A 22,609-nucleotide genomic window follows, 5' to 3' on the forward strand; every position below is an offset into this window, starting at 1 on the left:
AGGAGGAGATTGCCGATCAGTTCCATGTCGCAAGACCGACCAGAAGGAGGATCAGCGTGCCGAAGACCAGGCTCAGGTAGCGCCGGATGGTGAGGAATTGCAGACTGTTGGCGCGCGTCGCCAGGGCCCCGACCAATGCGATGAGCGGGGTGTAAAGGTGCCGCCAGGCCAGATCGGTGGTGCTGGCGGCGTGGCGCGCGGCGGATGGATCTCCGGGCGGCGGCATGAACACCGTCTCGCGCGCAGCGACGACCGGCCCGAACGAGCGCCGGATCGGTTGGGCAAAGCTTCCGGCCCCGTATTGCGTGATCGGATCGGCATTCGGAAAACCGCAATCCCATGCCGGGCCACGACGCACCCCGCGCGACGCGATCCGGTGCACGGTCCAGGCCGCACCGCCACCGACGATCGCGACAAAGGCCATGACCAGGAAGCCGCTGTAGCTGCTGTCGATCTGCGGCAGCGGCACCAGGGTGAACCAGGCGTTTGAGGTCTGCGATACCAGCCGGTCACCGGACGCGATCTCGACCGCGGGGCCGACGAAATCGATCAGGAGGCCGGGCAGCACGCCGGCCAGGATACACAGCGCGGCCAGCCCGGCCATCGCCCCCAGTGACCAGCGATCCACTTCGCTCGCCGCCGCCGCCGGGTCGCTGCGCGCCCGGCCCAGGAAGATGACCCCGAAGAAACGCACAAAGGCGGTGGCGGCAAGAGCGGCGGTCAGCGCCAGGACACCGCCCGCCGCGGGAACGAGGAACTGCAACCCAGGCTGCGCCAGTTGCGGACTTTGCAGCACCGACTGGAACATCAGCCATTCGGACACGAAACCGTTGAGCGGCGGCAAGGCCGAAATCGCCGTGACTCCCACCAGCGCCAGGGCCGCGGTGACCGGCATCCGGTGAATCAGCCCGCCGAGGGCATCGAGATCACGCCGGCCGGTGGCGTTCAGCACCGCGCCGGCGACCATGAACAGAAGGCTCTTGAACAGCATGTGGTTCATGGCATGGATCAGCGCCGCGGTCATCGCCAGCGCCGCCAGCCCCGGCATCGCGTTGGCGCGGAAAGCGACAGCGAGCCCGAGCCCGGCGAAGATGATCCCGACATTCTCGATCGTCGACCAGGCCAGCACCCGCTTGCCGTCGCCGTCGTTGATGGCGAACAGGATCCCAATCACCGCCGTGAGCGCGCCCGCCACGATCACCACCGGGCTCGCCCACCAGGGCAGCGGGCCCAGCAGGTCGAAGACGACTCGTACGAAGCCGTAGATCGCAACTTTCGTCATGACCCCGCTCATCAGGGCCGAGACATGGCTCGGCGCCGCGGGGTGGGCAACAGGCAGCCAGACATGCATCGGCATCAGCCCGGCCTTGGACCCCGCGCCCAGCAGCATCAGCATCAGCACGGCGGCGGCAAGCATCTCGTTCCGCCCGGTCTCGCGGATGGCGGCAAAGTCGTAACTGCCGCCGCTGCCCGCCATCAGGCCGAAGGCCAGGAGCAGGACCATGGTGCCAAAGCCGGCCATCACCAGGTAGAGGTAACCGGCCTGCCGGGTGTCCTCGGCGCGGTGATGGGTCAGCACCAGCGCCCAGGACAACAACGACATCACCTCCCAAGACAACAGAAAGGTAAAGGCGTCGTCGGACAGGATCACGACCGCCATGGCGCCGAGGAACCCCGGGTAGAATGGCAGGGTCCGATGCGGCTCGTGCTCGTGCCGGCCGTAGCCGATCGCATAAAGGCTTGCGGCGGCCCCGCCGATCCCGAGCAGCAGGAGAAAGAAGGCCGACAGCCCGTCGATCCGGAAATGCGCCCCCAGCCAGGGCAATCCGATCGGCAGGATCAGCCCGACGGGGTCAGCCGATGCCGCCAGCACGGCGAAACCGATGGTCGCGAGTACGCTGCAGAGCGCCGTGCTTGCCCCATAGACGACAACCGGGGATTTCGGGCCGTTCGGGAGGACCGCGGCCGCAAGCGACAGGACCAGCAGAAGCCCGACAATCGTGAGACCGGCCCCGATCATTCCCCGCCTCCGGAAGTGGATCGATCTTCGGTGCGCCAGCTTGCGGCCGGTTGGACCAGCCTTACCCCGCGCCCCCCGCCGCGGCTCTGGGCGCCATCCCCGATCAGTTCAACGCCGGCGCGTTCGATGGCCTCGACCACCCGGGTCAGGCTGTCGACCGCACCTCCGACCGTGTCAGACTTGGCTTCCATGCGCTGGATCGTCGGCACCGAAAGCCCGGCAAGCTCGGCCAGCTTCTTCTGGTCGATCGCCAGAAGCATCCGTGCTGCCTTGATCTGGGGTCCCGTGATCATGTCTTGTCCGTGGGATCAGAAAGTCTGTGCTTTTGAACATCTGTACAGATGTTTAAATTATCATAATTGATGTAAAAAAGCAACAGTGATCTTCAGCGCCGCAAGCCGTCGCCGACGAGTCCTGCCCAATGCGCACGACAGGGGAAGGCGCTGCGCACCCAGGCCGATACGTAAAATCGATGCCTGGTTTTGGCGACGGAACCGGCCCATGCGGCGATCAGGGACGGTGCGGACAGATTGAAAATGATCCTACCGGACACTCTCGACTTGAGGCGGGGCAGGGCGCTCATTCGCCCCCCCGTCACGACGAAATCCGGCCCATCCCAGACCTGCAAGACCTGCAAGACCAGCCCCGAGATCATCACAACCGACCGGTCTCGATCTTGTGGCGCCGCTTTGAAAGGGGCAGGCGGCATACCTCGACCATAAATCATCGATTTTCGTGATGGAAATGAGAAAAATAACCAGTTGGATTTGTGAATCGCAATCTTCTAACCACCGACCTCGAACGAAACTGAACAGAGGCGGTCCAGATGGAACATGCTCACACAGGAACTCCCCCATTCACAGAAACCGGCGGGCGCGCGGGGCGCAACGCTGTCCTGCGCAACGCATTTCAAGGGATCATACCCGGTCTGGCGCTTTCGATTGCGATCGCCGGGGCGGGTTTTGCGCTCAGAGCCGTGCTGGGGATCGGCGCAATCAGCCCGCTGATCCTGTCCCTCCTGCTGGGCATGGCAGTCAACAATCTGATCGGAACACCGCAGGGGGCTGTCGAGGGTGTGAAATTCGGCGTCAGGCGCGTTCTCAGGGCCGGCATCGTGTTGCTGGGTCTGCAACTGACGCTGAGCCAGTTGGTTGCGATCGGTGGGGCCGGGGGGATCGTTATCCTGTTCACGCTGGCCGCGACCTTCGGCTTCACGGTCTGGCTGGGGCGGCTGCTGAAGGTCGATACCGGCCTGACCAAGCTTATCGCGGCGGGCAGTTCGATCTGCGGCGCCTCGGCCGTGGTCGCCGCGAACACGGTGGTGGGCTCGGATGACGAGGATGTCGCCTATGCGGTGGCCTGCGTCACCGTTTTCGGAACCCTGTCCATGGTCGCGATGCCTGCCTTTGCCACGGCGGCCGGCATGGCGCCTGCGACGTTCGGACTGTGGGCCGGGGCGACAATCCATGAGGTCGCCCAGGTTGCCGGCGCGGCCTTTGCCATGGGGTCGGAAGCCGGCGAGGTCGGCACCGTCGCCAAACTGGCACGTGTGGTGATGCTGGCCCCGGTGGTGCTGGCCCTCGGGATGGCGGAAGCGCGCCGCATGCGGCGCAGCGGGCAGGTGGCCGGGAACGCCGCGCCGCCGATGCCCTGGTTCGTCATCGGGTTCATCGCGATGGTCGGGATCGCCAGCACAGGCCTGGTGCAGGGCAACGTCAAACAGGTCGCCGGGGTCGCAACCCAGGTTCTCCTGGCCGTCGCGCTCGCGGCGATGGGGCTGCAGACGCACCTGGGCGGGCTGGCCGCCAAGGGGCCCCGCCCTGCGATGCTCGCGGCGGCAAGCTGGGTTTTCATTTCCCTTTTCGGGTTGGGTCTGGTTTTGATGGTGGAATGACGCTCGAACAGTTGCGCATTTTCCTTGCCGTTGCGGAACGTGAACACGTGACAAGGGCCGCAACGGCGCTGAACCTGACCCAAAGTGCCGTAAGTGCCGCCATTTCCGCGCTGGAAAACCGGCATTCGGTGACCCTGTTTGATCGGGTCGGGCGGCGGATCGTTCTGACCAGCGCGGGGCGGCTCTTCATGGTCGAGGCCCGCGCTGTCCTGAAGCGGGCGGAACAGGCCGAACGCCTCCTGTCCGACCTGGCCGGGCTTCGCACGGGGCAGTTGCGGCTGGCGGCCAGCCAGACCGTAGCGAGCTATTGGCTGCCAAGGCGGATGGCCGCCTTTCATGCCGCCTATCCCGGATTCGACCTGGAACTGACCACCGGCAACACCGCGACAATCAAGGATCTCGTCCGCGATGCTGTGGTCGACATCGGGGTTGCCGAAGGCGAGGTTGCCGACCCGTCGCTCAGTGTGAAGCCGATCCCGGGCGACAGCCTGGCGCTCGCCGTCGCCCCCGGTCATGCGTGGGCCTCGTCGCCGCCCGAAAACCCCGAGGACCTGCTCCGCGTTCCCTGGGTGCTGCGCGAACCCGGGTCCGGAACCCGCGCGGTCTTCGAGGCGGCGCTGGCCGATCACGGGCTGTCGCTGGACCGGATTGATGTGGCACTCGAGCTTCCCTCCAACGAAGCCGTCCGCACCGCTGTCGAGGCCGGTGCAGGGGCCACCATTCTGTCGACGCTGGTTCTCGACGTGTCCTTCGACACCGGCCGGGTCGTCCGGATTCCGTTTGACCTTGCCCCGCGGGAATTCCGGGTTCTCCATCACCGGGAACGGCGGCTTTCCCTGGCCGAACGCCGGTTCCTGGAATTGATCGACGCCCCGTAGCCGTCGCAAAGGGCAGTTGTCCCCGGCGCGGGAAACGGCCATCTTGTCGCCGCGCGAAAGGGACGTGCCCGAACATCTGTCGCGCCGACTGCCGAACAAGGAAATCTCCCGATCTCTCGATGTTCACGACGAGACCATCAAATGGAATGTGAAGAACCTCTTCGAAAAGCTTGACGCAGGATCGCGCAAGCTGGTCGTTTCGCGCCCCGATCATGTGAAATTCACCAGCTTCTTCGGCGGGCTCCAGGATCACCCGGTCGCGGGCAGCGACCCGGACAATCCCGGCCTGGCGCGCATCTACAAATCGCCCGACCCGTCGAACGATCGCTACGTGAACGCCTGGCACACCGACGCCGCCTGGCGCGACAAGCCGCCGATGGGCTGCGTGCTGGGCTGCGTCGAATGCCCGCCCGTGGGCGGTGACACGATGTGGGTCAACATGGTCGAGGCCTATGCCCGGCTGCCCGAGGACATCAAGGCAAAGATCGACGGCCGCAAGGCGCACCACAGCATCGAGGCCAGCTTCGGCGCGGCGATGCCGGAAGACAAGCGGCTGGGCATCGTCATTTTGCCGTCGATCCCGCTGATCATCTATGGTCTGGCCTCCGACAATCGATCTGGGACCTGTTCATTGACGGTGTCGTGCCGGGCCTGGTGCTGACCGCGGCCCTGGCGGATTCCAAGGAAACCACCATTTCCACAACGCGCATGCTGGGCATGCTGTTTCCGATCATCGCCGTTGCGCTGAGCCTGAAATCGCTGCTGACGATCAAGCGGGTGTCGCACGAACTGACCGAATGGGTCACCGGGCTGACCTCGAACAAGATTCTGTTTCTGGTGTTGGTCAACCTTCTGTTGCTGGTGGTCGGCTGCTTCTTCGACGTGATCTCGGCCATCCTGATCCTGGCGCCGCTGCTTTTGATGCCGGCCGTGGCGCTTGGCATCAACCCGGTTCATTTCGGGATCATGATGGTCGTCAACCTGGAGATCGGTTTCCTGACACCGCCGATAGAGATGAACCTGTTGGTGGCGATCACCGCGCGCAGGGAAAACTACAAGACCGTCGGTCCTGCGGTTCAGCCCTTTGTCGCGATCATCCTCGGCGTGTTCATGCTGATCACCTTCGTGCCGCAACTGTCGCTGTTCCTGGCGCGGTGAAACCTCTGGCGCGCTCAGTGGCGCGCCAGCACCTGCGCCACGACGCCCGGCGCGGCGCGATTCAGCAACCGGACCTTTCTGGACAGGCCGGGGGCGACCACCTCGCGCCCGGCGGCGAGCCCTTCGGCAACGGCAAGCGCCAGCGCCTCCGGGCGCATCTTGTTGCCGCCCCTGCCTTCCGTCATGCCGGTCTCCACTACCGGCGGCACCAGTTCCATCACCCGAAGGCCGAGCGGGCGCATCTGCTGGCGCAGCGAGGCGGTGAAGGAGGCAAGGCCGGCCTTGCTGGCGGAATAGACCGGCGCCGAGGGCTTGGGGTGCAGCGCGACAAGCGAGGTCACCATCGCGATGGTGCCCCCCGGCCTTTGCATCCGGTCCAGCAGCGCGTTGGTCAGGGCGATCGGAACCAGCAGGTTGAGGCGCAGCTCGGCCTCGATGTCCGCGCGGCGCTGCGCGTCGAACGGCTGTGTCAGGTCAACGGGGCGCTGGATGGCAGCGTTGTTGACAAGAACCGAGATCGGCATTTCCAGGCGCGCCACCTCGGCCGCGATCCCGGCGGGGGAGTCGGGCCGGTCCAGATCGAGGCTCAGTTTCCGCACCCCGTCCGGCAGCGCGCCCGTTTCGAAGTGTCGCGCGATTGCCAGCACCGCATGGTCCTCCTCGAATAGCTGCCGCGCGATTGCCGCACCGATCCCGCGGCTGGCCCCGGTTACCACGGCCAGTCCTTTTCCATTTGGCGTCATCCTCGCCCTCCCTTGATCCGTCTCCGTGTGATCTAGGCCCGGCCGTGCCCGCGGGATTGAACCATCGCGCCAAAATGCAGGGTAGCGGCGTCGCACGGATGCGGCGGCTGGCCCGGCGGAGCGAAGGCTGGCGTGATTGTTCAATACCTATCCCGCGAAACGGCGCAGATCTTGCGTATCACCCCATTTCAGGAGGCCACGATGGTGACCCGCACCCAATCCCCCGACCGCGCCGCGGCGCTGGTTCTGATCCTTCACATCGCGGCCATGTTCGCCGGGATCTCGATCCTCGGACCGGCGTTCGACTTCCCCGAGGTGCTGCGCTATCCCGCCGCCGAGCGGTTTGCCATCTTCTCGGCGAACATCGCGGTGATCCGGCCCACCTACTGGATGCTGACCATGACCGGGATCAGCCAGATCCTGATCTCGGTCCTGCTCTACCCGGTGCTCCGCGACCGTGCGCCCACCGCGGCGCTGCTCATGCTCGTCTTCGGCACGCTGACCGGGTTCTGTCAGGCACTCGGCTTCGGGCGCTGGGTGATCCTGATCCCCTGGCTGGCGGGCGAGGCTGCCGATCCGGCAAAGATGCAGATGGCCGCGATGCTGGAAGGGGTGTTCAACCACTACGCCGGCATTTTGGTGGGCGAGCATCTTGCCAATATCTGCTGGTCCATCTGGCTGGGCGCCATGGGCGCCGCGCTGTTGCGCCAGGAGGGTCTGCACCGCGCCTTTGGCTGGGGCGGCCTGGGGCTGGCGGCGCTGATGGCGGTGCTTGCGGGGGAACAGATCGGTGTCTCCGGCGCCGTGCTCGACCCGCTGGTCGATTTCGGATTTCCGCTTCTGGGGGTCTGGCATATCCTGCTGGCGGCGATGCTCTGGCGGCGCAACGGCAAGGGCGGGTTTCCCGCCGTGGGGCCGGTTCTGGCCGGGGTGAGCGCGGCGCTGGCTGCCGGAATGACGGTTTCTGCGTTTCTGTGATAGGAACCACACCGGCGGGCCCCAGCGGCGGCCGGACTGCGATCAGGACAATCCGATGCCCGAGTTCACAACGACCGGCCTTGTCAGCCTGCTGATCAGGGTCCTGCAGGACGAGGCGCCGCACCTGGTCCGGCAACTTGAACGGCCCGATCCGATGGACGGTGCGATTCTGCCCGATGGCCTCAAGCGGCATCTGGTCGACCGGGTGGCGGCAGAGCAGGGGACCGGCCTGCTGCTCAGTGTCGGCCAGCACCTGAAACGGGCGGACGAGACGCCGACATTTTCCGTTCTGGCGCGGCGCCAGTCACCGCAGACCCTGGCCGGGAAATGGATGCGGCTTGAGCGGTATTTCCATTCGTCGCACCGGACCCGGATCGAGATGGATGGGACAAACGCCTGGGCCTGCATCCGCGAGAGCGAGGGCGCGCCGGCCTCTCAGGGCGAAAACTGCCTGATCGCGGGGGTGCTGCTGGGCCTCGCGTCGCTGATCGGGCTGGAGCAGGTCCGACTGGAGATCGGCGGGGCCGTTTATACGCCTGAGGCGTTGCGCGCGGTCAACCTTCCGCCCGAACAGACGGTTTCCCGCTTTCGCATACTCTGGTCGGGACAGGCGCAAGGCGATACCGCCTTTGGGCGCGAGGCGGATCACCGGCCGATCAGCGACCGTCTGGCGGATACCTTGGCCGGGGATATCGGGCGCGTTTGGAAAATCGCGGATGCGGCGCGCCTGCTGGCGCTGTCGTCGAGGTCGCTGCAACGGCGGCTCACGGCCGAACAGCGGACCTTCTCGGGCGTGCTGCGCCGCGCCCGGATGCGGGTGGCGACGCGATACCTGAGCGAAGGGCAGGTCGGTCTGGCCGAAATCGGCTATTGCTGTGGCTATGCCGACCAGGCGCATTTCCAGCGCGACTTCCTGCGCGCCGCCAATGTGACGCCCGGCGTGTTCCGCACCCTGGCGCGCGGCGGGCAACCGGGGGCGGGCTAGGGCGTTCACCGTTCCACGGCTGCGCGCAGGGCTTCGTTGGTGCGGTTGTATCCTTCGGTCAGCACCGCGACCGGCAGATCGGCAAAGCCGATGAACAGCCCGCTGAACACCTCGGTATGTGACAGGTGGGTCCCGCCGTCGGCCCGCTCGTGCAGGTCGAACCGGTGTTCGCCGCGAAACACGCCGCGTATCCCGCCGCCCCAGACAAGGCTGCGGCAGGGGGTCGCCTCGAGCAGCCGGACATGCGGGACATCAACCACCGCGCCGTCCGGACGCGACACGCGCACCTCCAGCGGATCGCCAACGACGCCGCTGCCGGCAACACGCACATGGTAGGGGTTCCAGTCGGCATAGCCGTCGAAATCGACGAGGGTGGCGTAAACCTCGCAGGGGGGCGCATCGATCTCGATCCTCGTATCAACCTGTTTCAATGTGGTGCAGGCCCCGAGCATCAGGCCTGGCAGGGCAAGCAGGGAGAGGGTGCGGTGCGACATGTCAGGGCCTTTCCGGTTCGGGATGTCAGGGTCTGAGGGGTTTGCGTGTTGCCCGGACATTGGCGCGATTTTCCCTTCCGATATTGAAAAATCGCGCCAAGCGGTCCCGGGATCGCCTGGGGTCGGTTCACCCCTCTGCCGCGATCCGGTCCTTAGCGGCCAGCACGCGGCAGGGAATCCGCACCGGGCGGGGGCCGAAGACCTCGGATAGAAAGTTGCGGCCGGGGTTGATGACAAAACCTGCATCGGACTGGGACAGGCCGGATGTGATGGTGAAATCGGAGCCGGCATCGATGGCGTCGCTGACAATGTCGTAGCCGGCGAACAGCATGTGAATTGTTTCACTGTCGGTTATCCGGATGCGGATCGGGCCGGGGCGTATGGCGGTGATGCCCGGCCCGCCGAAATCCCCGGCGACAAAGCGGACATCCATGCTGTGACAATAGCCCTTGTAGCGGATCACGGCCGTGCCCAGCCCGGCATAGCCGCGCAGTTTGAGCAGCGACGCTGCCCGTGGCGTCGGGATCGTCACGATGGCCAGGTCCGTCGCCTCGGCGGCCTGTGGCTCATCCGCCCCGGCGGGTGATGCGGGGGCCGAAAACAGCGCCCCGATGCAGATGAGGCCGGCAAGCGCAAAGGCGGTGGCGTCGTTGAATCCTGATGTCTTCATGGTCTTTCCTTTCTCGATCACGGTGACCCGCCCATCGACGGGCCGGCAGGATCGAGAAAGGACATCGCAGCAGCGTTTGCGACCGGATGCGGGATTGCGAACGTCCGGATACGCGATTCCGAACCGCCGGGTCAGGCGCCAAAGGCTTTCCTGTACTCCGAGGGCGTCTTGCCAAGAACGCGGCGAAACTCGGAATTGAAGCTCGACTTGCTCAGGAACCCGGCGTCCAGCATCACCTCGGTCACCGGCAGGTCGGTGGTTTCGAGCAGCAGCGCGGCGTGCTGCACCCGGAACCCGTTGATAAAGCGCGTGACGCTTTCGCCGGTGATGCGGTTGACCGCCGAGGAAATGGATCGCGCCGGGCAGCCCAGCCTGCGGCCGAGACGCGCCAGCGTCAGGCCCGGATCCTGGTAGATCCGGCTGTCGGCCATCAGCCCTTTCAACTGCGCGAGGATCGCGTGATCGCCGTCATCGGGGGGCACGGTCGCCGGGCCGATGCCGGGTTCGGAGGGCCCCTGTCCCAGGGCCAGAGGAATGCCGATGAGCGCCCCCAGCAGCACCGCCGCGGCAACGATGCCCGAGGCGCCGGACAGGAACCGCATCGCGCCGGTATCGCCGGCCGAGAGCGCCGCGACCACGATCAGCCCGTCGGTCAGAAGCACCAGCGCGAGAAAGGCGATCGTCGCGGCCAGGGCGATGCGGGTGGATCGTACGTTTTCCGGGGCAATCTGTACGAAACCCTCCGCCCCAAGCCGCAACATCCCCGCCAGAAGCGAAAGATAGACGGCATTCACGACAACAAGGACACCGTCGGCGAACCAGGGCAGGGGAATTGCGATGGCGATCTCGGCCGCCAGCACGATGGCACCGTGCAGGGCGAGTCGTCGGCGTCCCGGCCAGCCGTCCTGCGTCGTCAGCGCGCAAAATCCGAGCCAGAGCGCGGGTGCCGAGAGGACGGCGAAATAGGGCTGCGCCACCGCGAGCGCGTCCAGTTGATACCCCAGGCGAAGCCCGACAAAGCCGGTGACGGTGGCGATGGCCACAAGTCCGGCGGTAAAAAATATTCGCGCCCCGACCGGCGTGCGCGGCTGGCTCAATACCATCGCGGCGATCAGCAGGGAGAAAATCGAGATCAGCCAAGGTAGTGGAATCGCGGTCATTCTTCCTCGCGCAGGGCTCCGGTCGGGTTCCGGGCACGATAGCCGATCCGGTCGGCCTCCGCGAGTGTATCGGGCGCGTTTCGGGCGGCGGGGTGTCCGGATCTGTCGGAAAACTATCGACAGGAAAAAGTTTTTAAAATAGCCTTTCAAAAAGCGGCCGCATGTTCCGGGTCGCTGGGACGGTCCCATTCGTGCCGCGCTGCCGGTGGACGGTCTTGAGGAGGAGTGAACGGAACAGGGAGGAATAAAATGAACAAACTAGCAGCTCTGGCGCTGGGCGTATCCATGGCCGTCGGCTCATTGGTGGGCACCGCAAATGCCGAGCCGATCGTGATCAAGGTTGGCCACAGCTCCGAAGGCGACGTGCGGTTGCCCGGATCGGGCCGGACCGCCTGCGTGGCGGCGATGAAGAACTATCTGGAGGTCGCCTCGGCGGGTGAAATCCAGCTCGAAGTGCACCCCGACGGGGCGCTCGGCAATGCGCGGACGATGATCGAATCGGCACAGACCGGCGTGATTCAGATGGTCGGCGCCTATACCTCGATCATGGTGCCTTTCGCGCCCGAGATCGCAGTGACCCAGATCCCTTACGTCTTCCGCGACAGCCTGACGGCCTGGAAGGTGATGGAAGGGCCGCTGGGCGATGAGCTGGCCGACAGTTTTCTCAAGAAGACCGGCCTGCGGGTTCTGGCCTGGCCGGAGGGCGCCGGGTTCCGCAACATCTATTCGGAAAAGCCGATCCACAGCCCCTCGGACATGAAGGGTAGAAAGATGCGGGTGCCGGAAAACCCCGGCCTGCTGGCGATGTTCCGTGCCTGGGGTGCCAATACCGTGACCATCACCTGGAGCGAGCTCTATACCTCGCTGCAATCGGGCATGGCAGAGGGGCATGATACCGAGCTTTATTCGATGTATTCGAAGAAGCTTTACGAGGTGAACCCCCATGTCACCGTCACCCGCCACAGCTATAACCTGCACCCGATCCTGATCAACGAAGAGTTCTTCCAGTCGCTCTCGCCGAGCAACCAGACCCTGATCCTTCAGGCGGGCGACCTTTGCGGCCGGGTCGGCAATGCCCAGTCGCTGCTGAGCTCGCTGGTGGTGCAATCGGCGATGGAGGCCGAAGGCGCGACCTTCTACTACCCGACCGACGCCGAGATCGAGGAGTTCCGCTCGCTGGGTCAGCAGCCCTATATTGACACCATCGTTCGCAAGATCGGCGATGACGGCGAGATGTGGGTGGACAAGATCCTAGCCGCGTCCAAGGCCGCCGAGCAGGAATAACCGCCTATCGCAAAGCGGCCGGTCCGGGTCAGGAGGGCATCTCCCCCTGGCCCGGGTCGCGCCCCGCGGTCGGAGCGATGCGCCGAACGGCGGCCAACGACAGACAGGTCGAAAAAACAATCGAGCGGTTGAAACAGGGGGGCGAACTGCACGCCGTGGTCCGCCCCCTGACATCCCCAACTTCGGAGTCCGCTACAGCGGATTCCGGTCCACGGCGGCAAGGAGACTGCCGAAATGACGACATTCCTGGTCGGCTACCAGACCTTTCTCGACTGGCTCGAACGCGGCTCCATGGCGATTGCCATGGCGCTGACCGGGCTGTTGTTCCTTAATACCGCGACCGGCATCATCGTCGATCAGGTGGTCGGCAATTCGCTGATCTGGGTGGAAGAGGTCAACAACCTGTTGTTCGCCTGGGCGGTGTTCGTGGGTGCCGGAGTCATTGCCCGGCACGGCGGTCACATCGGGGTCGAGCTGGTCTATGACATGCTGGGGCCGCGGCTCAAGCGCGCGCTGCGGATCCTCTATACCGCGATGGCGCTGATCATCGTCTGGGTGATGGTCTTTTACGGGATCAAGATGGCGCTCTTCGTCGGGCAATATCAGACCTCGCTCTATCTCGATATCAACCTTTTCTACTATTACCTCTCGGTTCCTGTCGGCGGCGCGCTGATGGGGCTGTTCAGCGTCGGCGCCGCGCTTCCCGATCCGAGGAAGCCGGCGGCCGAACGCCAAACCGTCGGAGTCTGACCCGTGATTGGAATTATCTTTGGCAGCTTTGTCCCGATGCTTCTGCTCGGTGTGCCGATTGCCTTCTGCCTGGTCCTGATGACCATCTTCGTCTACGTCGATATCGGCGATCCGCGTCTGTTCCTGCAGATCCCGCAGCGGATGTTCTCGAGCACCGAGAACCTGCTCTTGCTGGCGATCCCCTTCTTCATCATGGCCGGCGAGATCATGAACCGCGCCGGCATCACCGACAAGCTGATGACCCTGGCCGGATCGCTGGTGGGCTGGATCCGGGGCGGGCTGGCCCATACCAATATCGTCGCCAGCATGTTCTTTGCCGGGATAACCGGCTCGGCGGTGTCCGACACGGTCGCGGTTGGCGGGATCATGATCCCGGCGATGAAGGAAAACGGCTACAGCGAGGAATACGCCGCCGCCGTCACCGCCTCCAGTTCGGTGATCGGGCCGATCATTCCGCCCAGCATTCCGATGCTGATCTATGCCTCGGTGATGAACGTCTCGATCGCCGGGCTGTTCCTGGGGGGGATGCTGCCGGGCATCCTGGTGGCCATCTCCCTGATGGTGACCGCCTATATCATCGCGGTTCGCAAGGGGTACGGCGAACGCGCACCCTTCGTCGGAGTCGTGCGCCTTTTGCTGGCGATTTTCCAGGGGCTTCCGGCGCTGCTTCTGCCGGCGCTGATCATGGGCGGCATCCTTGGCGGGTTCTTCAGTCCGACGCAGGCCTCGGCGGTGGCGGTGATGTACGGGCTGGCGGTCGGGTTCATCCTGTACCGGAGCCTGTCGCTCTCGGATATCGTCCCGATCCTGACCAACACGGTCAAGGCGACGGCGATGATCATGTTCCTGCTGGCCTGCGCCAAGTCGTTCAGCTGGCTGGTCAGCTACTACAACCTTGTGGAGCATGTGACGCTGGTCTTCGTGTCGCTAACCGCGAACAAGTATGTGTTCCTGCTGCTGGTGAACATCCTGTTCCTGGTGATCGGGATGTTCCTCGACATGGGGTTCGCGATCATCGTGCTGGGGCCGCTTCTGGCGCCGATCGCCTATCAGTACGGGGTCGACCCGATCCACTTCGGGCTGATCACCTGTACCAACCTGACCATCGGGCTGGCCTCGCCACCCTTCGGGCTGGTGCTGTTCGCCGCCTGCGGGATATCCAACGTCAGCCTTGCGCGGCTGAGCGTGGCGATCCTGCCGTTCATCGCGGCCGAGATCGTGGTCTTGTTGCTGATCACCTATGTCCCGTTCTTCACGATGTATTTCCCCAGGCTTTTTGGCTACGCCTGACGGGGAAGGCCCGGGCGCGGCCGCGATTTTGCGGCGCGCCGGGCCCCCCGGACATCTGTGACTCACAAGCCCGAATCCTGGCGTTTCCAATGGGCCGTCCGCGCGTTTCGGGCCCGGCCCGCCGGGGCGTCGTGACCGGGGGTATGACAGGGCGGGTTCCCCGCGCCATTTTCAAGCTCAAGAAAGGACAAGGAATGTCATCGGAAACAGCGGTTGCCACCGGCGATGTCTCGGCTGTCCCGGAAGAGGTCGGGGTTCACACCCGGCTGTCCGGCCTGATGAACCCGCAAAGCATCGCGGTCGTCGGTGCCAGCGCCAGGGCCGAGGGCTGGAGCGGCATGGCGGTGCCGGTGCTTCGGCGGCTGGGCTATACGGGCAAGATCTTTCCGGTCAACCCCAAGTATGAGGAATTGAACGGGCTGCGCTGCTACCCGTCGGTCTCGGCGATCCCCGAGCCGGTCGATGCGGCGCTGATGTTCGTGCCGCAACGGGCACTGCCCGACATCCTGGAAGATTGCGGCAGAAAGGGCGTGCAAGGCGCGGTGATCCTCGCCTCGGGCTTTTCCGAAACCGGAGACGAGGGCAGGGCGTTGGAGGAGCGGTTGCGCGAGGTTGCCAACCGCAACCACATCGCCATCTGCGGGCCGAACTGCCTCGGGCTGGCCAATCTCGACAGCGGCTTCATGGGGCTGACGGCGGCGACCTTTCCCGAGGATCTCTCGGCCGGGCGGACCGCGCTGATCTCGCAAAGCGGGCAGCTTCTGATGGTGCTTCTGGCGCGGGCCCACGATCAGGGCGTGCACATGCGTTATCTGGTCTCGACCGGAAACGAGCTGAACGTGGAGGCGGCGGATTACGCGAGCTGGGCCTTGCAGGACCCGCAGATCGCCTCGGTCTGCATGGCGCTGGAGGGGCTGCGCACGCCGTCGCGGTTTCTTGATCTGGCAGAACAGGCGCAGGCGGCGGAGAAACCCCTGATCGTGCTGAAACTGGGCCGCAGCCAGCGCGCGGCGCGCACCGCGCTGGCCCATACCGGCAAGATGGCCGGCGCCTTTCGCACCTATGAGGCCGTGTTCCGGCAAAACAACATCGTTTCCGTCGATGACCCGCTTGAGCTGGCCGATGTGGCGGCGCTGTTCGACAAATGCCCCGCCCCGCGCGGTGACCGCATTTCGGTGGTGACCTTTTCCGGCGGCTGGAGCGGCGTGATGGCCGACCAGGCCGAGGCGCTGGGGTTGCCGATGGCAGACTTCACCGAAGCCACGGTGGACAGGCTGAAACCGCTTCTGGATTTCACCCCGCCGGTCAACCCGCTGGACCTGTCGGGCAACGTGAACAACCACCCCGAACGCTGGGGCGCCAGCCTGAAGGCGGTGCTGGCCGATGTAAATACCGACATCATGGTGGTCTTCATCCACCAGGTGCGCGAGGCCTGGCGCGGCAACCTGATCGACCCGGTGCTGGACCTTGCCCGGACGTCGGACAAGCCGATCGTCGTGGTCTATGACGGCGGCAAGGTGGTCAAGGCCGGCTACGAGCAACTGGCGCGCGACCGCAGTCTGCCGATCTATCGCGGCAGCCAGCAGATGCTGAGGGCGCTGAAACGGTTCGTGGATTACCACAGGCGCAAGGCGTCAAGGCGGGACGGCACCCCGCCGCCGGAGGTGCCTGCCGGGGCTGCGGAAATCGTGGAGACCCTGTTGGCGCAGGGCGGGCGGAGCCTGTCGGAACATGCCGCGAAAGCAGCCTTGCGCACCTATGGTCTGCCGATGGTGGGAGAACAACTGGTGCGCACCGAGGCCGAGGCGCTGGCCGCGGCGGAAAAGATCGGCTTTCCGGTGGTGATGAAGGGGCTGGCCGACGGGATGGAGCACAAGTCCGATGCCGGGCTGGTGCACCTCGGCCTCTCCGATGCCGACGCGGTACGCGCAGCCTTTGCCGACCTGGAGGGCAAGCTTTCGGGGCACACCCTGAACGGGGAGTCCGCGCCCTGTCTTGTACAGAAAATGGTCAAGGGCGGGGTCGAGGCGATTCTGGGGATGCAGAACGATCCCGACTTCGGCCCGATGATCCTGGTCGGTGTTGGCGGGGTGATGACCGAACTGCTGAACGACGTGGCGCTGCGCCGCGCACCGCTGACCGCCGAGGACGCGCGGGAGATGATCGACGAGACCCGGCTGGGTCTCTTGCTGGAGGGGTTCCGGGGCGCGCCAAAGGCCGACCGCGCCGCGCTGGAGGACGCGATCCTGCGGCTCTCGACGCTGTCGGTGGCCCATGCGGAGCGGATCGAGGGCATCGACATCAACCCGGTCCTGGTGCTGCCCGAGGGTGAGGGCTGTGTTGCGGTGGACGCGCTGATCGTCAAGCCGGAGGCGGGCGCATGACCGATCTTCTGAACGGTGCCGAGGATGAGGCATTCCGGCAAGAGATCCGCGAGTTTGTCACCGCGAACCTGCACCCCGGGACCCGGGACAAGGTGGCGCGGGGCGCACCGCTCACGCGAGAGGATTTCGCGCGCTGGCAGCAGTGTCTGTTCGAGCGGGGCTGGGTCGCCCCGGCCTGGCCGGTGGAGCATGGCGGGCCGGGCTGGAGCGCGCGGCAAAGGCTTATCGCGGATGAGGAGATGTTCCGCCAGCACACGCCGCCTCTGCCGGGGTTCGGATTGAAGATGATCGGGCCGATCCTGATGCGTTTCGGGACCCCGGGGCAACAGGCGCGGTTCCTGCCGGGCATCCTTTCGGGCGACGACTGGTGGTGCCAGGGGTTCAGCGAGCCGGGGGCGGGATCGGACCTGGCCTCGCTGCGCACCCGGGCGGTACGGGTCGCGGGCGGCTGGCGGATTTCCGGGTCGAAGACCTGGACCACTTATGCGCAATACGCCAACTGGATCTTCTGCCTGGTGCGCACCGACCCGCAGGCGAAGAAGCAACAAGGCATCTCGATGATGTTGGTGGACATGGCCTCGGATGGGTTCACGCGGCGTCCGATCCGGCTGATGGACGGAACCGAGGAGGTCAACGAAATCTTTCTCGACGATGTCTTCGTGCCCGACGACCAGGTGGTGGGCGAGATCAACCGGGGCTGGACCTATGCCAAGGCGTTGCTGGAGAACGAGCGGTTCGGCATCGGGGGGATCGGGCGGTCGAAACACCTGTTGCAGCGGGTGCGGGAGATGGCCGATGCGGCCGGGCGTGGGGCCGATCCGGAGGTCGCCGATGCGCTCGCGGCCTTTGAGATCGACATCATGGCGGTGGAGGCGACCACGCTGCGGTTGTTGAACGCGGCCGAGGCCGGGGCACGGATCGGGGCGGAAACCTCGCTTTTGAAGATCCGGGGCACGGAGATCCAGCAGGGGCTGACCGAGTTGATGCTGGAGGTCGCCGGCCCTGCGGCGCTGCCCGAACGGGAAAGCGAGGGCGCCGAGGCGCCGTTCGAGAATGCCGCCTATCAGTTCCTGAACTGGCGAAAACTGTCGATCTATGGCGGCAGCAACGAGATCCAGCGCGGCATTCTGGCCGGGCAGGTGCTGGGGCTGTGAAGGAGGGCTGCAGATGATCCGTCTTGATCCGCCCGACGACGGGGTGACGATGCTGAAGGAAACCGCGGAACGGTTCGTTGCCGACCGCTACGGGTTGGCGCGGCGCGGCGAGATGCTACGCAAGCCCGACGACCAGATCCCGGTGCATTGGGCCGACATGGCCGGGCTGGGATGGCTGCTCGCCCCGGTACCGGAGGCGGCGGGCGGGCTGGGCCTGCCGCCGGTTCAGATCGTGGCGCTGTTGGAGGTGTTGGGCGCGGGGCTGGTGCTGGAGCCGGTGGGGCCGGTCGTGATGCGCTGCGCCGCGACGCTGGCTCGCGCGCTGCCCGATGCCGAGGCGGTACTTGCGCCGGTGCTGTCGGGAGGCTGCATCGAGGTCATGGCCGGCGGGGAGGAGGCGGCGCCGATCACCGCCATGCGAGACGGAGAACGGGTGACGCTGGCAGGGCGCGCACCGCTGGTCGTCGGCGGGGCGGCGGCGCGGGCCTTCTGGGTGGTGGCGCGGATGGAGAGCGCGCCGGTACTGATCCGCGTTCCGTTGGAAAAGGCCGGGGTCACCCGGTTCCGGCTGGTCGATGGCCAGGCGGCGGCGAAGGTTGTTTTCGACGGGGTGTCCTGTGACGCGGGAGAGGTCATCACCGGCTGTGCCCCGGCGCTGGCCTTTGGCGCCGACATGGGGCTGCTCGGCATGCTGGCCGAAACCTCGGGGCTGATCGACGCGCTTTACCGTGCCACGCTCGAGCATGTGAAGCTGCGCGAGCAGTTCGGTCGCCCCATCGGTCGGTTCCAGGCGGTGCAGCACCGCATGGCCGACATGTTCATCGCCCGCGAAGAGGCGCAGTCGATGGTGCAACTGGCCGCCGAGGCAATGGAGAGCGCGGATACCGGATTTCGCGCCCGGCTGGTGTCGGCGGCGCGGATCAAGATCGCGGGGAGCGCACGCGCGGTCCTGCGCGACGCGGTGCAGCTGCACGGCGGCATGGGGGTGACGGACGAATTGCCCGTCGGCCATATGGTCAAGCGGCTGCTGGTGCTGACCCAGATGGGCGGCAGCCGTGCCACCCATCTGAAACGGTTTCGCGAGGCCGCCTGACCGGGGCGGGGGCTAGAGCGTCATGCCCCCGTCGACCACCAGAACATGGCCGGTGACCATGCCGGCCCCGGCGCAGAGGTAGAGCACCGCCTCGGCAATGTCCTCGGGGTCGGAGCGGCGTTTCAGCACCGCCATGTCGCGCGCCCATTGCTTGCGCTCCTCCGGCCAGTCCTCGGTCCAGGGGGTTTTGGTCTGGCCCGGGGCCACTGCGTTCACCCGCACCTCGGGGGCGAGCCCGCGCGCCAGGCTGCGGGTCAGGCTGACCAGCGCGGATTTGCTGGCGGCATAGGCGATGGAACTGCCCTGCTGCCCGACCCCGGCGATCGAGGCCATGTTGACGATGGCGCCCTTGCGATCCTTCAGCGCCCCGGCCGCCGCATGGGCGCAGCGAAAGGCGCCGATCAGGTTGGTGTTGAGCAGAAGTTGCCAGAACTCCTCGGTCATCTTGTCGAGGTCCTCGGGCGGGATCTTGTCGCGGGTGCCCGAGGTGCCGGCGTTGTTGACGAGGATATCGAGCCCGCCGAGCGTGGCGATGGCGGTCGTTACCATCGCCTCGGCCTCGCCGGGGTGCGAGATGTTGCCGGGCGCCGCGATCACGTCGAGCCGCTGCGCGCAAAGCTCCGCCACCCGCGCCGGGCCTGCCGGGTCGTCGACGAGGTGGTTGAGCGCCACCTTCGCCCCCATCTGCGCCAGCATGGTCACGGTGGCCAGCCCGATGCCCGAGGCGCCACCCGTCACCAGCGCGCATTTGCCTGTCAGATCTGCCTTGATCAATGGTCCTCTCCCTCATTGCCCTGAAGTTGCGCCTTGAGCCTCAGCAGGCGCAGGTCGCGGTCGTGAAACAGCTCTTCGGCGGGCCTGTCGCCATAGTCGTAGAATCCGGCGCCGGCCCGCACCCCGGTGCGCCCGGCCGCGATCAGCCGGTCGAGCACCGGGGTCTCGCCGGTGTTCTCGGGCGGCTGATAGCTGCGCCCGGCGATGCCGTTGCGCACCATTTCCAGCCCGGTGTAATCCATCTTCTTCATGTGGCCGAGCACCGCGAGGCGATCCACCAGCCCGTGCCGGATCGAGCGGTCGATGTCCTGCGCCGTGGCCCATCCGGCATCGATCATCCGCAGGCATTCGAGGTTCAGCGCCGCCTGAAGGCGGTTGGCGATGTAGCCGGGCACAAGGTGGTCGAAAACCACCGGCATCTTTCCGAAGCCGGTGTAAAGCGTGCGCAGCGCCTCGATCACGGCGGGGTCGGTTTGCGGGCCGGGGGCAAGATCCACGAGATCCACGATATAGGGTGGCGTGTACCAATGGGCGACGGCGGCGCGCGCCTGCCGGGCATCCGGGATCAGCGGAAAGACATCGAGGTAGGAGGTGTTGGAGGCCAGGATCGCGCCGCGTCGGGCGTGGCGGTCGATCGCGGCAAAGACCAGTGTCTTGATCTCGGGTTTCTCCACCACCGCCTCGACCACCAGATCGGCGATGGTGAGGGCCTCCTCCAGTGTATCGACCGGGGTGATCCGGGCGACGGCGGCCTCGGCCTTGGCGCGCGTGAGGGTTTCGGCCTCTTGCAGCGTCGCCAGCGCGGCGCGGATCAGCTCTGGCGCGCGGGCCAGAACCTGCGCCGCGTTGTCGTGCAGCGCCACCCGGCAACCGCCAAGCGCGTGTACCAGCGCCAGCGCGTGCCCCATGGTGCCCGCCCCGATCACCGCCACTGTTTCGATTGCCATCGGTCCTCCCTCCCCCTCGCGCGTCGGATGCGGTCCGGCGCCCCTCGATCACGCTGTAAAAGTGAAATAGAATTTCAAAAAACGCAATCCCAAGCTTGAAATTCGTGCAATTTTCTGAAATCAAATTCCAAAAGCGCTTTGACCGCGCCCCCCGCACAACAATCCGACAGGAAGACAGACGATGACCAGCGCGACAGAAAATCCGATGACCGGGGCCCGTTACATTGCCGAGAGTTTCAACGCCCTCGGCGTCAGCCATGTCTTCTTCATGGACGCGATCCTGCGCCCGACGCTGGTCGAGATGGAGGAACTGGGGATCACCCGAATCCTGGCCCATTCGGAGAAATCGGCCGCCTATATGGCCGACGGCTACGCGCGGGTTTCGGGCCGGGTCGGCGTCTGCATGGCGCAGTCTGTGGGCGCGGCGAATCTGGCCGCCGGGGTGCAGGACGCCTGTCTGCACCGGGCGCCGCTGGTGGCGATGACCGGGCGCAAGGAGCCGATGCTGCGCCATCGCAACGCCTATCAGGAGGTGGATCACAAGCCGCTGTTCACGCCGGTGACCAAGGCGACGATGGACGTGGCCGAGGCGCGAGAGCTGCCGCATCTGCTGGCGCAGGCCTTTCGCATGGCGCGGGATGGCTCGCCGGGTCCGGTTCACCTTGACCTGAACGGGCTGGGCGGCGAGGTGCTGGAAAAGGGCGCGGTGCCCAATCCGGTGCTGCCCGATCCGGCGCTGGGGCGTCTGCCGGAACACCGGCCCGTGGCGCCGCCCGCGGCAATCGCCGTGGCGGCGGAACGCCTGGCGCGGGCCGAACGCCCGGTACTGGTCGTCGGCGCGGGGGCGATCCAGGCCGGGGCGCAGGCCGAGGCTCTGCGCCTTGCCGAGGGCTGCAACATCCCGGTGGCAACCTCGCTGGGCGGGCGCACCATCATCCCGACCACGCATCCGCTGCACATCGGCACGGTCGGCACCTATTCCGCGCCGCCGGCCAACCGGCTGGTGCATGAGGCCGACCTGGTGATCTTTGTCGGCTGCCTTGCGGGCGACCAGCCCACCAACAATTACAAGGTGCCCGCGCAGGGCACCGCGATCATCCAGATCGACCTCGACGGGCAGGAGATCGGGCGCAATTATCCCGATACCCGCGGCGTCTGGGGCTGCCCGAAACAGGCGCTGGCCGATCTGGCGGCGGCGGTTGCGCCGCGCGATGGCTGGGGCGACTGGGCCGCGCATGTCGCGCAGGTCGTCGGCGACTGGCGGGCGGAGGTGGCGCCGCTTTGCCGCTCCGACACCAGCCCGGTGACGGTGGAACGGCTGTGCCGGGAGGTCTCCGATGCGCTGCCGGAGAACGGCGTTCTGGTCGCGGATACGGGGTATTCCGGGATCTGGACCGCCACCATGCTGGAGCTGCCGCATCCGGGGCAAAGCTATTTGCGGGCGGCGGGATCGCTCGGCTGGGCCTTTCCGGCGGCGCTGGGGGCGCAATGCGGCGCGCCGGAGCGGCCGGTGGTCTGTTTCTCGGGCGATGGGGCGTTTTATTACCACCTGAGCGAGTTGGAGACCCAGCGGCGCTGGAACATCCCGGTGGTGACGGTGATCAACAACAACTCGGGCTTCGGGCAGGGCACGCCCAAGGTCGCCTCGTTCTACGCCGGGCGCGAGGGCGGCAGCCCGGAAGAGATCAACCGCTTTGGCCCCACCGATTTTGCCGCCCTGGCGCGGGAGTTCGGCGTGGAGGGCGTGCGGATCGAGGACCCGGCGGACCTGGGCCCGGCGCTGAATCGCGCTATCGCGGCGCGCAAGCCGGTGCTGATCGACGTTGTGACCGACATCCATCCGCGCGCCCCCGAGGCCTGGGAGCCGCCGCTGGGGTGATCGGCGCACCGCCGAGGGATCCGGGAATTCGGCTGGCATTTCGTACAATCCGGCCTGAACCGGGTCCGGCGGGG

At 66.2% G+C, this 22,609-nt stretch carries 21 protein-coding genes; 13 read left to right on the forward strand and 8 right to left on the reverse strand.

Annotation, left to right across the window (positions count from 1 at the left end; genetic code table 11):
- Positions 1 to 16: 16 nt before the first annotated feature.
- On the reverse strand, positions 17 to 2,020 hold the full coding sequence (gene hyfB, locus P1U75_RS10705; protein ID WP_300242992.1) for a hydrogenase 4 subunit B: 2,004 nt from the start codon (positions 2,018 to 2,020) through the stop codon (positions 17 to 19).
- The gene (locus P1U75_RS10710) at positions 2,017 to 2,313 is read right to left on the reverse strand and encodes a helix-turn-helix transcriptional regulator (RefSeq protein WP_300242994.1); all 297 of its coding nucleotides are present in this window, start codon (positions 2,311 to 2,313) and stop codon (positions 2,017 to 2,019) included. Before P1U75_RS10710 ends, hyfB begins: the two co-directional genes overlap by 4 nt.
- 533 nt (positions 2,314 to 2,846) lie before the next feature.
- Here P1U75_RS10710 and P1U75_RS10715 point away from each other — a divergent pair.
- The 4 genes from P1U75_RS10715 to P1U75_RS10730 are packed head-to-tail and all read left to right on the forward strand — an operon-like array spanning position 2,847 to position 5,950.
- Positions 2,847 to 3,914: a YeiH family protein gene (locus tag P1U75_RS10715; RefSeq protein ID WP_300242996.1), complete on the forward strand. Its 1,068-nt coding sequence runs from the start codon at positions 2,847 to 2,849 to the stop codon at positions 3,912 to 3,914.
- Positions 3,911 to 4,792 (forward strand): LysR family transcriptional regulator, encoded by an 882-nt coding sequence (locus tag P1U75_RS10720; RefSeq protein WP_300242998.1) that lies wholly within the window; start codon positions 3,911 to 3,913, stop codon positions 4,790 to 4,792. The genes P1U75_RS10715 and P1U75_RS10720 overlap by 4 nt, the downstream gene beginning before the upstream one ends.
- Before the next feature lie 43 nt (positions 4,793 to 4,835).
- Positions 4,836 to 5,453, forward strand: a complete 618-nt coding sequence (locus tag P1U75_RS10725; RefSeq protein ID WP_300243000.1) for a TauD/TfdA family dioxygenase — start codon at positions 4,836 to 4,838, stop codon at positions 5,451 to 5,453.
- On the forward strand, positions 5,435 to 5,950 hold the full coding sequence (locus tag P1U75_RS10730) for a TRAP transporter large permease subunit (RefSeq protein ID WP_300243002.1): 516 nt from the start codon (positions 5,435 to 5,437) through the stop codon (positions 5,948 to 5,950). Before P1U75_RS10725 ends, P1U75_RS10730 begins: the two co-directional genes overlap by 19 nt.
- A gap of 14 nt (positions 5,951 to 5,964) precedes the next feature.
- Here the strand turns inward: P1U75_RS10730 and P1U75_RS10735 are convergent, their stop codons facing one another.
- Positions 5,965 to 6,693, reverse strand: a complete 729-nt coding sequence (locus P1U75_RS10735) for an SDR family NAD(P)-dependent oxidoreductase (protein WP_300243004.1) — start codon at positions 6,691 to 6,693, stop codon at positions 5,965 to 5,967.
- 201 nt (positions 6,694 to 6,894) lie between these two features.
- On the opposite strand from P1U75_RS10735, the gene P1U75_RS10740 reads away from it, so the two are divergent.
- Positions 6,895 to 7,671 (forward strand): DUF4386 domain-containing protein, encoded by a 777-nt coding sequence (locus tag P1U75_RS10740; protein WP_300243006.1) that lies wholly within the window; start codon positions 6,895 to 6,897, stop codon positions 7,669 to 7,671.
- Between the two features lie 55 nt (positions 7,672 to 7,726).
- Positions 7,727 to 8,656: a helix-turn-helix transcriptional regulator gene (locus P1U75_RS10745; protein WP_300243008.1), complete on the forward strand. Its 930-nt coding sequence runs from the start codon at positions 7,727 to 7,729 to the stop codon at positions 8,654 to 8,656.
- Positions 8,657 to 8,661: 5 nt separating this feature from the next.
- Here P1U75_RS10745 and P1U75_RS10750 read toward each other — a convergent pair whose 3' ends face one another.
- The 3 genes from P1U75_RS10750 to P1U75_RS10760 form a co-directional block, all read right to left on the reverse strand.
- Complete coding sequence (locus P1U75_RS10750) at positions 8,662 to 9,150, reverse strand: SRPBCC domain-containing protein (protein WP_300243010.1); 489 nt, start codon at positions 9,148 to 9,150, stop codon at positions 8,662 to 8,664.
- Positions 9,151 to 9,277: 127 nt separating this feature from the next.
- Entirely contained in the window at positions 9,278 to 9,820 is a 543-nt protein-coding gene (locus P1U75_RS10755; RefSeq protein ID WP_300243012.1) for a hypothetical protein, read from the reverse strand.
- A 131-nt stretch (positions 9,821 to 9,951) separates the two neighbouring features.
- Positions 9,952 to 10,980 carry a helix-turn-helix domain-containing protein gene (locus tag P1U75_RS10760; protein ID WP_300243016.1) on the reverse strand — a complete coding sequence of 343 codons (1,029 nt, stop codon included), beginning with the start codon at positions 10,978 to 10,980 and terminating at the stop codon, positions 9,952 to 9,954.
- Between the two features lie 249 nt (positions 10,981 to 11,229).
- Between P1U75_RS10760 and P1U75_RS10765 the strand changes: the two genes are divergently transcribed.
- The 6 genes from P1U75_RS10765 to P1U75_RS10790 all read left to right on the forward strand — a co-directional run bounded on the left by P1U75_RS10765 (position 11,230) and on the right by P1U75_RS10790 (position 18,935).
- Positions 11,230 to 12,264 carry a TRAP transporter substrate-binding protein gene (locus P1U75_RS10765; RefSeq protein ID WP_300243018.1) on the forward strand — a complete coding sequence of 345 codons (1,035 nt, stop codon included), beginning with the start codon at positions 11,230 to 11,232 and terminating at the stop codon, positions 12,262 to 12,264.
- Between the two features lie 234 nt (positions 12,265 to 12,498).
- On the forward strand, positions 12,499 to 13,014 hold the full coding sequence (locus tag P1U75_RS10770) for a TRAP transporter small permease (protein WP_300243020.1): 516 nt from the start codon (positions 12,499 to 12,501) through the stop codon (positions 13,012 to 13,014).
- Positions 13,015 to 13,017: 3 nt separating this feature from the next.
- Entirely contained in the window at positions 13,018 to 14,304 is a 1,287-nt protein-coding gene (locus tag P1U75_RS10775; protein WP_300243022.1) for a TRAP transporter large permease, read from the forward strand.
- A 194-nt stretch (positions 14,305 to 14,498) separates the two neighbouring features.
- On the forward strand, positions 14,499 to 16,688 hold the full coding sequence (locus P1U75_RS10780; protein ID WP_300243024.1) for an acetate--CoA ligase family protein: 2,190 nt from the start codon (positions 14,499 to 14,501) through the stop codon (positions 16,686 to 16,688).
- Positions 16,685 to 17,842: an acyl-CoA dehydrogenase family protein gene (locus P1U75_RS10785; protein ID WP_300243025.1), complete on the forward strand. Its 1,158-nt coding sequence runs from the start codon at positions 16,685 to 16,687 to the stop codon at positions 17,840 to 17,842. Before P1U75_RS10780 ends, P1U75_RS10785 begins: the two co-directional genes overlap by 4 nt.
- Positions 17,843 to 17,855: 13 nt before the next feature.
- Positions 17,856 to 18,935, forward strand: coding sequence for an acyl-CoA dehydrogenase family protein (locus P1U75_RS10790; protein ID WP_300243027.1), 1,080 nt, complete (start codon positions 17,856 to 17,858; stop codon positions 18,933 to 18,935).
- Between the two features lie 12 nt (positions 18,936 to 18,947).
- Here the strand turns inward: P1U75_RS10790 and P1U75_RS10795 are convergent, their stop codons facing one another.
- Together P1U75_RS10795 and P1U75_RS10800 are read right to left on the reverse strand one after the other, a co-directional pair.
- Positions 18,948 to 19,709: an SDR family oxidoreductase gene (locus P1U75_RS10795; RefSeq protein ID WP_300243029.1), complete on the reverse strand. Its 762-nt coding sequence runs from the start codon at positions 19,707 to 19,709 to the stop codon at positions 18,948 to 18,950.
- Positions 19,706 to 20,656, reverse strand: a complete 951-nt coding sequence (locus P1U75_RS10800; RefSeq protein ID WP_300243031.1) for a 3-hydroxyacyl-CoA dehydrogenase family protein — start codon at positions 20,654 to 20,656, stop codon at positions 19,706 to 19,708. The genes P1U75_RS10795 and P1U75_RS10800 overlap by 4 nt, the downstream gene beginning before the upstream one ends.
- 181 nt (positions 20,657 to 20,837) lie before the next feature.
- On the opposite strand from P1U75_RS10800, the gene P1U75_RS10805 reads away from it, so the two are divergent.
- Positions 20,838 to 22,535 carry a thiamine pyrophosphate-binding protein gene (locus tag P1U75_RS10805; RefSeq protein ID WP_300243033.1) on the forward strand — a complete coding sequence of 566 codons (1,698 nt, stop codon included), beginning with the start codon at positions 20,838 to 20,840 and terminating at the stop codon, positions 22,533 to 22,535.
- Positions 22,536 to 22,609: the final 74 nt, after the last annotated feature.

This window comes from Antarcticimicrobium sp. (assembly GCF_029212575.1).
GTDB lineage: Bacteria > Pseudomonadota > Alphaproteobacteria > Rhodobacterales > Rhodobacteraceae > Antarcticimicrobium.